Annotated in this window: 18 protein-coding genes; 16 read left to right on the forward strand and 2 right to left on the reverse strand. The window is 43.6% G+C overall.

What is annotated here, in order from left to right; translation table 11 throughout:
• The first annotated feature begins 34 nt into the window (after positions 1 to 34).
• Positions 35 to 1,111 (forward strand): glycosyltransferase family 4 protein, encoded by a 1,077-nt coding sequence (locus NQS30_RS01300; RefSeq protein WP_003151382.1) that lies wholly within the window; start codon positions 35 to 37, stop codon positions 1,109 to 1,111.
• A 98-nt stretch (positions 1,112 to 1,209) separates the two neighbouring features.
• Here NQS30_RS01300 and NQS30_RS01305 read toward each other — a convergent pair whose 3' ends face one another.
• Together NQS30_RS01305 and NQS30_RS01310 are read right to left on the reverse strand one after the other, a co-directional pair.
• On the reverse strand, positions 1,210 to 2,430 hold the full coding sequence (locus NQS30_RS01305; RefSeq protein ID WP_007407486.1) for an LCP family protein: 1,221 nt from the start codon (positions 2,428 to 2,430) through the stop codon (positions 1,210 to 1,212).
• Between the two features lie 4 nt (positions 2,431 to 2,434).
• Positions 2,435 to 3,082: a YigZ family protein gene (locus tag NQS30_RS01310; RefSeq protein WP_007614107.1), complete on the reverse strand. Its 648-nt coding sequence runs from the start codon at positions 3,080 to 3,082 to the stop codon at positions 2,435 to 2,437.
• Between the two features lie 222 nt (positions 3,083 to 3,304).
• Between NQS30_RS01310 and degS the strand changes: the two genes are divergently transcribed.
• The 15 genes from degS to hag all read left to right on the forward strand — a co-directional run bounded on the left by degS (position 3,305) and on the right by hag (position 14,812).
• Complete coding sequence (gene degS / locus NQS30_RS01315) at positions 3,305 to 4,468, forward strand: two-component sensor histidine kinase DegS (protein ID WP_007407484.1); 1,164 nt, start codon at positions 3,305 to 3,307, stop codon at positions 4,466 to 4,468.
• Between the two features lie 76 nt (positions 4,469 to 4,544).
• On the forward strand, positions 4,545 to 5,234 hold the full coding sequence (gene degU, locus NQS30_RS01320) for a two-component system response regulator DegU (RefSeq protein WP_003219701.1): 690 nt from the start codon (positions 4,545 to 4,547) through the stop codon (positions 5,232 to 5,234).
• A gap of 97 nt (positions 5,235 to 5,331) precedes the next feature.
• Positions 5,332 to 6,180: a DegV family protein gene (locus NQS30_RS01325; protein WP_003151387.1), complete on the forward strand. Its 849-nt coding sequence runs from the start codon at positions 5,332 to 5,334 to the stop codon at positions 6,178 to 6,180.
• A 108-nt stretch (positions 6,181 to 6,288) separates the two neighbouring features.
• The gene (locus tag NQS30_RS01330; RefSeq protein WP_124692700.1) at positions 6,289 to 7,674 is read left to right on the forward strand and encodes an ATP-dependent helicase ComFA; all 1,386 of its coding nucleotides are present in this window, start codon (positions 6,289 to 6,291) and stop codon (positions 7,672 to 7,674) included.
• 57 nt (positions 7,675 to 7,731) lie between these two features.
• Positions 7,732 to 8,016 (forward strand): late competence protein ComFB, encoded by a 285-nt coding sequence (gene comFB / locus NQS30_RS01335; RefSeq protein WP_007407481.1) that lies wholly within the window; start codon positions 7,732 to 7,734, stop codon positions 8,014 to 8,016.
• 5 nt (positions 8,017 to 8,021) lie between these two features.
• A complete protein-coding gene (locus tag NQS30_RS01340) occupies positions 8,022 to 8,711 on the forward strand; it encodes a phosphoribosyltransferase family protein (RefSeq protein ID WP_199022660.1) in 690 nt (229 codons plus the stop codon).
• A 73-nt stretch (positions 8,712 to 8,784) separates the two neighbouring features.
• Positions 8,785 to 9,204: a TIGR03826 family flagellar region protein gene (locus tag NQS30_RS01345; protein WP_012118571.1), complete on the forward strand. Its 420-nt coding sequence runs from the start codon at positions 8,785 to 8,787 to the stop codon at positions 9,202 to 9,204.
• Positions 9,205 to 9,273: 69 nt separating this feature from the next.
• Positions 9,274 to 9,540: a flagellar biosynthesis anti-sigma factor FlgM gene (gene flgM, locus NQS30_RS01350; RefSeq protein ID WP_003151393.1), complete on the forward strand. Its 267-nt coding sequence runs from the start codon at positions 9,274 to 9,276 to the stop codon at positions 9,538 to 9,540.
• A gap of 14 nt (positions 9,541 to 9,554) precedes the next feature.
• Positions 9,555 to 10,037 (forward strand): flagellar protein FlgN, encoded by a 483-nt coding sequence (locus tag NQS30_RS01355; protein ID WP_003151394.1) that lies wholly within the window; start codon positions 9,555 to 9,557, stop codon positions 10,035 to 10,037.
• A 15-nt stretch (positions 10,038 to 10,052) separates the two neighbouring features.
• Positions 10,053 to 11,570 carry a flagellar hook-associated protein FlgK gene (gene flgK, locus NQS30_RS01360; protein ID WP_025285351.1) on the forward strand — a complete coding sequence of 506 codons (1,518 nt, stop codon included), beginning with the start codon at positions 10,053 to 10,055 and terminating at the stop codon, positions 11,568 to 11,570.
• Between the two features lie 11 nt (positions 11,571 to 11,581).
• Positions 11,582 to 12,499: a flagellar hook-associated protein FlgL gene (gene flgL, locus NQS30_RS01365; protein WP_007407477.1), complete on the forward strand. Its 918-nt coding sequence runs from the start codon at positions 11,582 to 11,584 to the stop codon at positions 12,497 to 12,499.
• Positions 12,500 to 12,589: 90 nt separating this feature from the next.
• Complete coding sequence (locus NQS30_RS01370; protein ID WP_007407476.1) at positions 12,590 to 13,159, forward strand: DUF6470 family protein; 570 nt, start codon at positions 12,590 to 12,592, stop codon at positions 13,157 to 13,159.
• A gap of 29 nt (positions 13,160 to 13,188) precedes the next feature.
• Positions 13,189 to 13,620: a flagellar assembly protein FliW gene (fliW, locus tag NQS30_RS01375; RefSeq protein ID WP_007407475.1), complete on the forward strand. Its 432-nt coding sequence runs from the start codon at positions 13,189 to 13,191 to the stop codon at positions 13,618 to 13,620.
• On the forward strand, positions 13,614 to 13,838 hold the full coding sequence (gene csrA / locus NQS30_RS01380) for a carbon storage regulator CsrA (RefSeq protein WP_003151402.1): 225 nt from the start codon (positions 13,614 to 13,616) through the stop codon (positions 13,836 to 13,838). Before fliW ends, csrA begins: the two co-directional genes overlap by 7 nt.
• 143 nt (positions 13,839 to 13,981) lie before the next feature.
• Positions 13,982 to 14,812, forward strand: a complete 831-nt coding sequence (gene hag / locus NQS30_RS01385) for a flagellin Hag (protein WP_007614094.1) — start codon at positions 13,982 to 13,984, stop codon at positions 14,810 to 14,812.
• Positions 14,813 to 14,955 lie beyond the last annotated feature (143 nt).

Consider the following 14,955-nt stretch of genomic DNA (forward strand, 5'->3'; position numbering starts at 1 on the left):
AAAGACTTCATATAATTCCAAAGGAGACTTCTTTATGCTTGACGAACGCATGTTTCGCATAGTTGTTGCGTTTTTTGTCTCTCTGCTAACGGTTTTAATCCTAACTCCTATCGTAAAAAAAATTGCGATCAAAATAGGTGCAGTTGACCAGCCCAGCAACCGAAAAGTACATGATAAAATAATGCCCCGTATGGGCGGCCTGGCCATCTTTATCGGCGTAGCGGCGGGTGTGCTCGCGGCCGGCATATATAATGAAACAAAAATGACCGCCATTACAGTGGGTGCGTTTATTATTGTTATTTTAGGAATCCTCGATGATAAATACCAATTAAGCGCAAAGGTAAAGTTTTTCGTCCAGCTGGCCGTGGCCATTATGATTGTGAGCACGGGACTGAAAATGGACTTTTTCTCCGTACCGTTTTTAACGGAACGTTTAGAATTGGGATGGGTCGCTTACCCGCTGACTGTGTTATGGATCGTCGGTATTACGAACGCGATGAACCTGATTGACGGTTTGGACGGACTCGCTGCCGGCCTGTCGGTCATCGGACTCTCCACTATCGCCGTTATGGCGTTGTCCGGAGGGAAAATCCTTATTCTGTCACTTTCACTTGTCGTGATAGGAAGCACACTCGGATTTTTATTTTATAATTTTCACCCGGCAAAGATATTTATGGGAGATACCGGATCGCTATTTCTCGGATACGTCATCTCAGTACTCTCATTATTAGGTCTTTATAAAAGTGTTACTTTATTCAGTATCATCATTCCGATCATCATTTTGGGCGTGCCGATTTTTGATACGACATTCGCCGTCATCAGGCGGATTTTAAACAAACAGCCGATTTCGGCGCCTGATAAGTCACATATACACCACCGGCTGATGGCCTTCGGGCTGTCACACCGCACGGCTGTCATTATCATTTATTTAATCGGCTTTATTTTCAGCGTCAGTGCCATCCTGCTGAAAAGCGCGACCATATGGCTTTCGCTGTTTATTATTTTTGTATTGATTGTATTTATGCAAATCATAGCAGAGGTCACAGGGTTAGTAAATGAACAATTTAAACCATTTACCAAGTTTTACAAGAGATTGGTGAAGAAAAATTAAAAAGAGCAGATCATGCGAATGGTCTGCTTTTTTGTGGATTCTGCTATTCTCTTATTATATAAAAAAACCCGATCCTTCTCAAAGGATCGGGTTTACTCTTAATAGCCTGTTGTGCCGCCGGACTGTGTGCTGTCCGTACCGTTTGCACCAGCAGTACCGTTGGTTGAATCGGTTGTGCCGCTTGTTCCTGTGCTGCCGGAAGTTGAATCAGCCGTACCGCCTGTTCCTGTGCTGTCGGAAGTCGAATCAGTCGTACTGTCCGTTCCGGTGCTGTCAGAAGCAGGATCGGACGCCGTGCTGCTTCCGGACGGGTAATCCAGGTGTTTCTGCAATTCCTGCCGTACTTTTTCGAGATTGGTCGGATCGGGCTGGAAATAATACGTTCCGCCCGTAGACGCAGTTCCGCCGCCGCCTAAATATAAATCTGATCCTGTTATGGTCAGTGTATCAATCTTTTTGCTGGTAAAGCCGTTGTAAATCTGCTGAAGGGCGAGTCCTTCAGTGATTCGAATATTCGTTTGGACATTATTGCTTGCTGTTTCAGCGATTTTATCGATTTTAGCAATATTTCCAGCCTTAGACATTTGATCGATCAGTGCATTTAGGATTTGCTTTTGGCGGTCATTACGGCCGAAGTCTCCGCGTTTATCCTGCTTTCTCATGCGTGCGTAAGCCAGAGCCTGCTCACCGTTCAAATGCATGTTTCCTTTCTTGAAGTAGATCCGTTTCTTTTTACTGACGTCACTCATCTCGTCGAAGTCAAAAGGCACTTTTACATTGACTCCGCCGACTTCATCAATAACATCCTTAAAGCCGTTAAAATCGACAGTGACATACTTATCAATCGGTATGCCTAATAAGTCTTCGACGGTTGAGACGGTTTCATCCGCCCCGCCTTTAGCAAAAGCCGCATTGATTTTTGATTTTTTACCGGTTGTATCGCCGGCAAGCGTCACCCGCGTATCACGCGGAATACTCAGCATTTTCATTGTTTTATTTCTCGGATCAAGGGTAACGACAATAAGAGAGTCTGATCGTCCGCCTTTTCCGCTTGTGGCATAATTTTCGATCCCCATAAACAAAATGGAGAACGGTTTTTTCTTCATATCGATGACTTTATCCCGAAGTTTTGATTTGTCTCCGCGGGAAAGGGCATCATATGCATTATCTGCCGCATTGATCGTTTTGTATACTTTGTATCCGCCAAACCCGGCAGCGACTAACAAAACGAGGGTAAGCAGCAGCAAAATCCGTTTGAATATGATCTTTCGTTTGCTTTTCTTTTTCTTTCGAACACGCACTCTTACACGTTCAGCCATTACATTAGTCTCCTTTAGGGCTGACGTCTGTTTCTAAATACGTCAGTTCTCCCTCTGTATTCTTACTCTTGCCGTTCGTCAGTTCTGTCATCCATTTTATAAACTCGTCTTTGTCTTTTTCTTCAACGTACGTTTCAAATTCGACATGATCCGCATAATGGATATCTTTCAGTAAAAAAACTGATTCTCTCAGTTCGTTCTCTATCTTGCCGAGCCACGTATAATCCGCTGATGTATGCATAATCCGCATCAGCTTCCGCTCCGTAACTCCTATATGATTTAAGCCTTCAGACACTGACTTCCCATATGCACGAATCAATCCGCCTGCACCGAGCTTTATTCCGCCGAAATACCGGGTAACCACCGCGCAGGTATCTTTCAGACCGCGTTTTTTCAGCACTTCCAGCATGGGGACGCCGGCTGTGCCGCTTGGTTCTCCGTCATCATTCGCCTTTTGTATATGGTCGGTTTCGCCGATCAGATAAGCTGAGCAGTTATGAGTCGCATTCCAGTGCTGTTTTTTTATCTTTTGTATAAATTCCTGCGCTTCCTCTTCAGAAGCAGCACGGCTCAGGTGACAGATAAAACGCGATTTTTCAATCACAATCTCATGTTCACCCGTTTCTTTAACTGTTAAATAGCTGTGCAGCATGATTGCTGGACCCTCCTGACAAGCATTAAAAGACTTGTTTCTACAAATTCGAACAGACTTTAGAATTTTTGCGCATATTTTGGTATCATGAAAGAGTAAGATACTATATAAAAATGTTTTTTTCTAGAATATACGCATTCTTTCATTATAATTCGACATAAATTGCAGTTCAATTACATTTATAATAAAAATACATAACAACACCGTTACGGAGGGAGACAGATGAATAAATCGAAGATGGACTCCAAAGTTTTGGATTCTATACTTATGAAAATGCTGAAAACCGTGGACGGGAGCAAGGACGAGGTTTTTCAAATCGGAGAGCAGTCGCGCCAGCAATATGAGCAGCTGGTTGAAGAACTCAAACAGATCAAACAGCAGGTCTACGAAGTCATTGAGCTGGGCGACAAACTTGAAGTTCATACGCGGCACGCACGAAACCGCTTGTCTGAAGTAAGCAGAAATTTCCATAAGTTCAGCGAAGAAGAAATTCGCAACGCCTATGAAAAGGCGCACAAACTTCAAGTGGAACTGACGATGATCCAACAGCGTGAAAAGCAGCTGCGGGAGCGCAGAGATGATTTAGAACGCCGGCTTTTGGGGCTTCAGGAAATCATTGAACGGTCAGAATCATTGGTCAGCCAAATAACCGTCGTTCTGAATTACCTGAATCAAGACCTTCGCCAAGTAGGGCTTCTTCTTGCCGATGCGCAGGCTAAACAAGATTTCGGTTTAAGAATCATTGAAGCCCAAGAGGAAGAAAGAAAAAGAGTTTCCAGAGAAATTCATGACGGTCCCGCGCAAATGCTGGCAAATGTCATGATGAGATCGGAATTAATTGAACGGATCTTCCGCGACCGCGGCACGGAGGACGGATTTCAGGAAATCAGAAATCTGCGGCAGAATGTGCGGAATGCCCTTTACGAAGTCAGAAGGATTATATATGATTTAAGACCGATGGCATTGGACGATCTCGGGCTGATTCCGACACTGAGAAAATATCTTTATACAACTGAAGAATACAACGGAAAGGTGAAAATACATTTTCAGTGTATCGGAGACACGGAGAACCAAAGGCTTGCCCCGCAATTTGAAGTGGCGCTTTTCCGTCTCGCTCAGGAAGCCGTCACAAATGCACTCAAGCATTCAGAATCAGAGGAAATTACAGTAAAAGTGGAAGTAACCGCTGATTTTGTCGTTCTCATCATTAAGGACAACGGAAAAGGCTTTGATATTAAGGATGCTAAACAAAAGAAAAACAAGTCATTCGGCTTGCTGGGAATGAAAGAAAGAGTAGATCTGCTTGAAGGAACGATAACGATAGACTCTAAAATAGGTCTTGGGACATTTATCATGATTAAGGTTCCGTTATCTCTCGGCCTATAATTTGTTAAATAGAGCCAAAAGACATATTGACCGAACAGCGGCGTATATAGAACAATAGGATAAGGAGGCGTAGCGTGTGACTAAAGTAAATATTGTTATTATCGACGACCATCAACTATTCCGTGAGGGTGTAAAAAGAATATTGGATTTTGAACCTACCTTTGAAGTGGTAGCAGAAGGTGACGATGGAGATGAGGCGGCTCGAATCGTCGAGCATTATCATCCCGATGTTGTCATAATGGACATCAATATGCCGAATGTAAATGGAGTAGAGGCTACTAAACAGCTTGTTGAGCTGTACCCTGAATCTAAGGTGATTATCCTCTCCATCCATGATGATGAAAACTATGTGACTCATGCTTTAAAAACAGGTGCAAGAGGCTATCTCCTGAAAGAGATGGACGCAGATACTTTAATCGAAGCAGTGAAAGTGGTAGCCGAGGGCGGTTCTTACCTTCACCCGAAAGTAACCCACAATCTTGTCAACGAATTCCGCCGTCTTGCGACAAGCGGAGTTTCTGCTCATCCTCAGCATGAGGTTTACCCGGAAATCCGGAGACCATTACATATATTAACGAGACGGGAATGTGAAGTGCTGCAAATGCTTGCAGACGGAAAAAGCAACCGCGGAATCGGTGAATCATTGTTTATCAGTGAGAAAACAGTGAAAAACCACGTGAGTAATATTTTGCAGAAAATGAACGTTAATGACCGGACACAAGCCGTTGTCGTGGCCATTAAAAACGGCTGGGTAGAGATGCGTTAGTCATGTGTGAGAAGACTTGCCTGTTATGGCAAGTCTTTTTTTACAGCTGCATATCTATTAAAATACTTATTAAGTACTTAATAAGGCAGGTAAAGTGATGAAGATTGCAGTTGTAACAGACAGTACAGCATATATTCCGAAAGAGATGAGAGAAGAACATCATATTCATATGATCCCTCTCCAAGTGGTTTTCGGTGAAAAAACATTCCGCGAAGAAACAGAACTCGACTGGAGAAGTTTTTATAAAGAAGTAAAAAATCATGATGAGCTGCCGACTACGTCTCAGCCTTCTTTCGGTGAATTAATCGCATTGTACGAAGAACTGGGCAAAACATATGATGCAGTCATAAGCATACATTTGTCCAGCGGAATCAGCGGAACATACAACAGCGCCGCCTCGGCAAACACTATGGTTGATCATATTAAAGTTTATCCCTTTGATTCAGAGATCAGCTGTTTAGCACAAGGGTTTTATGCGTTAAAGGCAGCACAGCTCATTAAAGACGGTGTTGACTCACCGGAAGAGATTATAAAAGAGCTGGAAGAAATGAAAAAAACAGTCCGTGCGTATTTTATGGTGGACGATTTATCACACCTCCAGCGGGGCGGGCGTCTAAGCAGTGCTCAGGCTTTTATCGGCGGTCTGTTAAAGGTAAAGCCTATTCTTCATTTTGACAATAAGGTAATTGTTCCTTTTGAGAAGATTCGGACACGCAAAAAAGCGATTTCGAGAATTTTTGAGCTGTTTGGGGAGGATGCAAGTAAAGGAATCCCGATGCGGGCAGCTGTCATCCATGCAAACAGGGAAGAAGAAGCGGCGGATATTATACAGGAGTTAAGCGGTAAATATCCTCATGTCGAATTCTATAACAGCTATTTCGGTGCCGTGATCGGAACCCATTTGGGCGAAGGCGCCATCGGAATCGGCTGGTGCTTTAAAAACTAAGTGAAAATCTCCGTTTTCAAGGGCGGAGATTTTTTTATTTTTTAATTTTCGCAATTCGACAAGTGGGTTCCCGACAAGGCATACTTTGAGCAGAAAGGAGGCAGGGAGATGTCCGAAGGTGCTTCAGAATTTTCAGAGGTGCGGGATTTCTTTTACGGCCGGCATTTATTGAGATCTGAGATACCGTTTTCAGACCAGCGCATCAAGCGTTTTATAGAAAAAGAATATATAACGGCCGAGCCGTCAATCATCCGCCGGAAAAACCGTTACGTCTGCCAACGATGCGGTCAGTCTGATCAAGCCTGCTTTGCGGCATTTTGGGCGCCCTCTGCCAAAAGGCAGATTACCTATTGCCGTGCCTGTGTCATGATGGGAAGGGCTGATGAACTGACATCATTATATTATTGGAATCAGGCCTATGAAAACAGCTGGGAACCTGTAAAGCTTTCTTGGGAAGGAACACTGACAGACGGACAGAAGCGGGCGGCCGCCGCGCTTACAGATGCGATAAAAGAGAGACAAGAGCTGTTAGTATGGGCGGTTTGCGGATCGGGGAAAACAGAGATGCTGTTTCCGGGTATCGAGTTTGCGCTGAATCACGGTTTGCGCGTCTGTGTCGCGACTCCGCGTACAGATGTCGTACTTGAACTGCTGCCGAGACTGAAAAAAGCATTTGAGAAAGTCGAAGTTTCTGCTTTGTACGGCGGCAGCGAGGACAAAGGCCGTCTGACTCCGTTAATGATTTCAACCGCTCACCAGCTGATGCGCTACCGAGACATTTTTGATGTCATGATAATAGATGAAGTAGATGCGTTTCCTTTTTCAGCCGATGAGACATTAAGATTCGCTGTTGATAAAGCGAGGAAGAAAAACAGCGCCCTTGTTTATGTAACGGCAACTCCTTCAGACACATTAAAAAAGAAGGCTGAAGCCGGTTTGCTGAAAAGCGTCCGCATACCGGCCAGATATCATCGGAAACCCCTCCCGGAGCCGCGTTTTTTGTGGTGCGGCAATTGGAAGAAGAAGCTTCAGAAAGGAAAACTGCCGCGCTCTGTAACCGATTGGGTCCGCCAAAAACTTCAATCACAGCTGCCGGTTTTCTTATTCGTTCCGTCTGTACATGTATTGAAAAAGACAACGGATTATTTTCAGAAATTAAATGTAAGGGCAGAAGGCGTTCATGCGGAAGACACATTCAGAAAGGATAAAGTGAAACGGTTCAGAGACGGCCGGCTTGACCTGCTGGTAACGACTACGATTTTAGAAAGAGGGGTTACCGTGCCCAAAGTTCAGACATGTGTCCTCGGCGCAGAAGCACCTATCTTTACTGAGAGCGCGCTCGTACAGATCGCGGGCAGAACAGGAAGGCATTATAAACATTTCAGCGGTGATGTCGTCATGTTTCATTTCGGAATCACAAGCGGAATGAAAAAAGCAAAAAAACATATAGAACATATGAACAAATTGGCACAAAAAAGTAAATTGTTGGACTAGTTAATTTCAGAAAACGTGATACAGTATACTCATACTTTCCTATGAGGAGCTGTCAGCATGCTTGTCAATTCAAAAGAAATCGTATTAAAGGAACTTCTCGACCGCCATATGTCTCAGCTTCATATGAAATGCACATGCCGGGTATGCAAAAATGATGTACTGGCACTTTCATTAAACCGGGCTGAGCCGGCATATGTTACAGATAAAAAGAAAGTTGCTTATGCAAAAGCAGAGATAGTTGATAAACAGAAAAATACGGCGCTGCTTGTCATTCTGGCTGAATCAGCGGCGATTGTTTCGGTTAATCCAAGCGAGTTCTGTGAAACTCGGGAAGGAGCGTAATATCTCTGAATTGTTTATTGTGTGACTCACCAATTTCAAGTTCATTGACTTGGAGATCTCTGTTTTCTCTGGCGCCCGAGCAAGAGGTATGCAGCATATGCAGCAGCCAATTCGAAAAAATTGAAGGCCCCGTATGCAGTATATGCGGGAGGCCTCAGGAGTCAAATGAAAAATGCGCTGATTGTGCGGCCCGGGAATCAAAAACGGAAAAGCGCTTTTTGCTGCGGCGAAACCGTTCGGTATATTTGTATAATGATGCGATGAAGGACTCATTGGCCCGTTTTAAATTCAGGGGTGATGCGAAAATCATTCAAGCATTTGAACGTGACTTTGCTGCCGGCTTTAAAGCGGCATATCCATCAAATACACATACTCTCATCCCTATTCCGCTGAGCGGCGAACGGCTGGCGGAACGCGGATTCAATCAATCCGAGCTGCTGGCCTCTCTGCTCGGAATGCCCGTCATTTCCCCCCTCATCCGACTGAACAACGAAAAACAATCCAAAAAGAGCAAAACAGACAGGCTGTCTGCAGAAAAAAAGTTTTCAGCAGCCGAAAACTCCGCCGAAGGTATGAACGTCATTTTAATAGATGATATTTATACGACGGGCGCCACACTTCACCAAGCCGCCGAAGTCCTGCTGACAGCGGGCAAAGCGTCATCGGTCTCCTCTTTTACTTTAATCAGGAGCTAAATCATTCTTTTTTTCTGCCGATATAATTGATAGAAATATAAGGCAGATTAAAGAAGGAATAGGAGTTAATACGATGGGTGAATTGGCGAATTGTCCAAAATGCAATGCTTTATTTTTTAAAACGAACCTGCAGACCGTGTGCCAGGCATGTATTAAAGAAGAAGAAAAAGCATTTGAAACCGTCTATAAATTTTTGAGAAAGCAGATCAACAGACAGTCGACGATGCAGCAGATCACTGAGGAAACAGGTGTGGATGAAGAGCTGATCCTCAAGTTTATCAAACAAAAAAGGATTCAGATCAGCCAGCTTCCGAATTTGGCATATCCTTGCGAAAGGTGCGGAAATCCAATCAGGACGGGGAAATTTTGCAAGTCCTGTCAGACAGATATTGAGTCGCAATTAGACCATATGAACCAAAAAACAGCCGCTGAATTCGAAGAGAAAAACAGTACAAAAGACACATACTATGCCTATAATACCAAAAACACCTGATTCCCTAAACTAACTGATAACGCAGTCGATAAAAGAATTAGACTGCGAACAGAAAGCGAGAGGAATCCTATGAAAATCAATCAGTACGGAACACAATCCGTTAATCCATACCAAAAAAATTACGAAAAGCAAGCCGTACAAAAAGAGGCTGCAAAGCCGAAGGACAAAGTGGAAATTTCTTCTCATGCAAAAGAGCTTCAAAATGCGTCAGATGCGGTCACTAAAACACGTCAGGAAAAAATCGCTCAGCTTAAAGCGGATATAGAGAGCGGAACATATAAAATAGATTCAAACAGCATCGCTGAAAACATAGTAAATTTCTATAAAAAGCAATAAAAAGGAGAAAGCCAATGTCAGCAAAGCCAATTATTGATCAACTGAAGCGACTTTGCGCACTGCATGAACATCTGCTCACGCTGTCTGAGGAGAAAACGGAAGCGCTGAAAGCAGGTAAAACAAAAGAGCTCTCCAACATATTGACCAAAGAGCAAAAGTATATTCAGGCAATCGGGCAGACTGAGGAAGAACGAATCAGGTTAACTTCTCAGTTTCTCAGCCGCGGTGAGGACAATACAATTGCTGCATGCATCTCCAGAACTTCGGGCAGTGAAAAACAGGAGCTTGAAGGGTTATTTCACTCTTTGTCTGCGCTTCTTGACCGTCTGAAAGAAGTGAATGAGATGAACAAACAGCTCACGATTCAGGCTTTACAATTCATCTCCGGGGCATTCGATATGATCATGCCGGGTGAAAAAGAGAATATGAATTATAAAGAGCCGCAAGCGGCGCGCAAGCCTGTCAGCCGTTTGACACTATTCGATTCAAAAGCTTAGAACGGAGGATTTTCAATGCCATCGACTTTTATGGGGCTGGAAACAGCAAGGCGTGCATTGAGTGCGCAGCAGACTGCATTGAGCACAGTTTCAAATAACGTTGCAAATGCAAATACAGAAGGATATACGAGGCAGCGCGTCACATTACAATCGACAAGCCCTTATCCCGCAGTATCAAAAAACAGTGATCTGACGGCCGGCCAAATCGGAACAGGAGTAAAAGCCGGTTCAGTTGAGCGCGTCAGAGACAGTTTTTTAGACTATCAGTACAGAACTGAAAATACAAAATTAGGGTACTATACAGCCCGTTCCAATTCCTTGTCGCAAATGGAAGGCGTCATGAAAGAGCTTGACGATAACGGATTAAACGGATCGCTCAGTTCGTTTTGGAATGCCCTTCAGGATCTGGCGACGAATCCGGAAAATACGGGAGCGCGCTCAGTTTTGCAGGAGCAGGGGAAATCTCTTGCCGAAAGTTTTAACTATATATCTACCTCTTTGACTAACATTCAGGGTGATATTAAAAAGAATCTGGATAACACAGCGGATCAGGTCAATTCCATTCTCAATCAGCTGAATGACCTTAACAATCAAATAGCGGCAGTTGAGCCGAGCGGTATGCTCCCTAATGATTTGTATGACCAAAGAGACAGATTGATTGATCAATTATCTTCTATGGCAAATATAAAAGTTTCATATAATAAGTCGGGCGGACATGCCTTGGCGACTGCTGAGGGCACGGTTAACGTCGAATTGCTGAACGGGAACAACAATTCTCTCGGTACGCTGCTCGACGGTAAAACAAAAACAGTTTCAGAAATGAAAATCAACTACGACAAGGACAGCGGCCTCGTGTCGAGTGTGTCAGTCGGCAGCAGTACGGTGAATGCGGATGCATTTACCGGAAAAGGCTCACTTTTAGGTCTTATTGAATCATACGGCTATATGTCAAACGGAGAAGAAAAAGGTCTTTATCCTGAAATGCTGACGGCTCTTGACAATATGGCGCTGTCCTTTGCTGACGCGTTTAATGCAGTTCATGAAAAAGGGAAGACCTATACAGGCGAACAGGGTGCAGCATTTTTTGATTTCAGCGGTGGTGAAGCGGTGCCGGCAAAAGGTGCGGCAGCGAAAATAAAAGTCAGTGACAAAATCCTTGCGTCTACTGATAATATCGCAGCGTCGTTAAACGGAGAAAAAAGTGACGGCACAAACGCGACAAATCTTGCAGCCGTACAGAACAGCAAGCTGACTATTAACGGTGAAACCACTACAATTAATGACTTTTATGAATCCCTTATCGGAAAGCTGGGCGTTAATTCACAAAAAGCGGCCAATCTTATGAACAACTCTGAAAGCAACACTCTTTCAGCCGATGAACGGAGACAATCAGTCAGTGCAGTGTCTTTAGATGAAGAAATGACAAATATGATTCAGTTTCAGCACGCTTATAATGCGGCTGCGCGGATTATAACGATGCAGGATGAAATATTCGATAAAATTATTAACGGTATGGGCACCGGAGGAAGATAGGAGATAAGTAAATGAGAGTAACTCAAGGGATGATCGCAAAAAATTCTCTTCGATTTATCGGCTCAAGTTATGACAAGCTCGATCGGCTTCAGCAGCAAGTGTCTACGGGGAAAAAAATCACGAAAGCTTCTGATGATCCGGTCGTTGCAATGAAGGGAATGCAGTACCGTACTCAGCTTGCGCAGGTAAACCAGTATCAGCGGAATGTTTCGCAAGGCTTTACATGGCTGGAAAACTCGGAATCAAGCGTAAACTCGGAAACGGATATTATGGGGAAAATCCGGGACTTGATGGTTCAGGCGAAAAGTGATTCGAACGGTGAAACAGAATTGAAAGCAATCGGTACAGAAATCGGCCAGCTGAAAAAGCAGCTCGTTTCTGTCGCGAATACTCAGGTAAACGGACGTTATCTGTTTAACGGAACAAATTCAGACGTCCCGCCGATCACTGAAAATGCCGACGGCACATATACGTACAACTATGAGAATTATACAGGTGCTTCGGATGTTAACATCAACATCTCGAACGGAGCAGTGCTGAAAGTGAATTCTGATCCAAACTCAGCTTTCGGAGGCGTCGCACAAAATGGAGATAATGTTTTTGAATTTCTTAACTCCTTAGAAGCTTCTTTAAGCAAAGGCACGCTGTCCGAAGCAGATTCAGATCAAATTCTGTCAGATATTGACGGTTTTACTGATAAAATGAATGCTGAAAAATCCAATATCGGCGCACGCACAAACCGGTTGGAACTCATTCAGACAAGATTGGAATCACAAGCGGCAACCGCTGAAAAAGTATTGTCCGATAATGAAGATGTAGAAATGGAAGATGTAATTGTTGATTATTTATCTCAACAGACGGTTCATAGAGCAGCGCTGTCAGTGAATGCGAATATCATTCAGCCGTCACTGATTGACTTTCTGAAATAATATAACTGATCGTCTTCAATATATAAAAAAGCGACTCACACCAGGGAGATCGCTTTTTTTACTAAAATACTATAAACAGGAGGGGTCTCTGTGCAGATGCCGAGATTGATTATTGACAGTGTGCCTGCTAAAATCGGTATAACCTTTCAAAAGGAAGAAATCGAGATGGAACAGCCGCCCGCTGACCTGGAAATCGAGCAGCCGCCGGCAGAGCTGAACATTGAAAGCACGCCGGCCAAACTGACGATTGACCAGACGAGGGCGTGGGAGAACTTGAATCTCAAATCATTTGAAAAGCTGAACGCTGAAGCCGCCCAGAAAGGTGCGGAAGCCTGCAGCGAGTTTATTGCAAAAACAGTCAGGGAAGGGAAGGAAATGGCGGCTATCGAAAAGAAAACGGGCAATGTGATGGCCCGGCAGGCAGCAGATGTCAGACCGCCCGATCCATTCGGCGAATTCAGCGACTTTCTGCCTGCGCAGTTTCTCGTCGACATTGACTGCATTCCTTCAAAGCTTACGATTGATATTGAAGCCCGCAAACCTTCAATTGAAGCAGCCGTCAATAAACCTGTATGGAATTATACGCCGGGGAAAGTTCAGATTGATATGATGCAAGACCCTAAGGTGACGATTTCGGTAGACGATGGCAACGCAGAATAAAAGATGAAAGTGGTAAAGGATTGTGAAGCATGATAATTAAAACAAAATATCACGGAGAAATCAGAATAGACGAAGGGCAGATTATCTCATTTGAAAACGGCCTGCCGGGATTTAATGACGAGACTCAATTTGTTGTTCTTCCTTTGTCGGAAGATTCACCGTTTTTGGCGCTGCAGTCTGTCAAACAGGAGCACATCGCCTTTATTGTCGCCAGTCCGTTTATTTTCTTTAAAGGGTACGAATTTGACATTGACCATGCGACGCTTGAACTTTTGCATATTGAAGATATAGAGGACGTCGAAGTGATGGCGATTTTAACGCTGGAAGAGCCTTTTGAAAACACGACCGCCAATTTAAAAGCGCCGATTATCGTCAATAAAAAGGAAATGAAGGCTAAACAAATCATTTTACATGATGCTTCCTATGAAACAAAACATCTGATAGGAGGAGGATCATGCTAGTTCTCTCAAGAAAAGTGAATGAGTCCATTCAGATCGGGCCGGATATTGAAATAAAGGTGATCGCCATCGAAGGAGAACAAGTGAAGCTGGGAATTGAAGCGCCTCAGCACGTAGATATTCACAGGAAAGAAATCTACTTGTCGATCCTGGAAGAGAACAACAGAGCTGTATCTTTTAATACTGATTTATTACTTAACTTATCCTCACAAAAAAAGTGAGGATTTTTTTATTTTCAATATAAACAATAGAAACGGCCATCCGATATATATAGTGTAGCCAATGAGAGGAAAAATTTTCTTCAGAATGACGCTGCGCAAATGCACAAGGACGTGCGAAAAACAATTCAGGGAGGAAATACAAAATGAGAATCAACCACAATATCGCGGCTCTTAACACTAGCCGTCAGCTGAATGCAGGTTCAAACTCTGCTGCAAAAAACATGGAAAAATTATCTTCAGGTCTTCGCATCAACCGCGCTGGTGATGACGCTGCGGGTCTTGCGATCTCTGAAAAAATGCGTTCCCAAATCCGCGGTTTAGACATGGCTTCTAAAAACGCTCAAGACGGAATCTCTCTTATCCAAACGGCTGAGGGTGCATTAAACGAAACTCACAGCATTCTTCAGCGTATGAGCGAGCTTGCTACACAAGCGGCTAACGACACGAACACTACTTCTGACCGTGCTGAGTTACAAAAAGAAATGGATCAGCTTTCTTCTGAAGTAACTAGAATTTCTACAGACACAGAATTCAACACAAAGAAATTACTTGATGGTACAGCAACTGACCTGACTTTCCAAATCGGTGCCAATGAAGGTCAAACTATGAAACTTTCAATTAATAAAATGGATTCTGAAAGTCTTGCTGTTGGGACTGCTACTGCAGGAATTGATATCTCTACTTCCGCAGATGCAGCATCTACTGCTCTTACAACAATCAAAACAGCTATCGACACAGTTTCAAGCGAGCGCGCTAAACTTGGTGCGGTTCAAAACCGTTTAGAGCACACAATCAACAACCTTGGTACTTCTTCTGAGAACCTGACTTCTGCTGAATCACGTATCCGTGACGTAGACATGGCTTCTGAGATGATGGAGTACACGAAAAACAACATCCTTACTCAGGCTTCTCAAGCTATGCTTGCGCAAGCTAACCAACAGCCTCAGCAAGTTCTTCAATTGCTGAAAGGTTAATGACGGAAAGATCCTGGTTCTCCAGGGTCTTTTTTTTTATTTCTTCAGCTATCTCCCCCTTCAGCAAGCCAAAGAACCCTATTGACAAAATGAAACATTATATTTTGCAGTTAAATTATTGAAAACCTTTTAATATGACCGAT

It is taken from the genome of Bacillus sp. B1(2022), from assembly GCF_040259625.1.
GTDB classification, from domain to species: domain Bacteria; phylum Bacillota; class Bacilli; order Bacillales; family Bacillaceae; genus Bacillus; species Bacillus velezensis.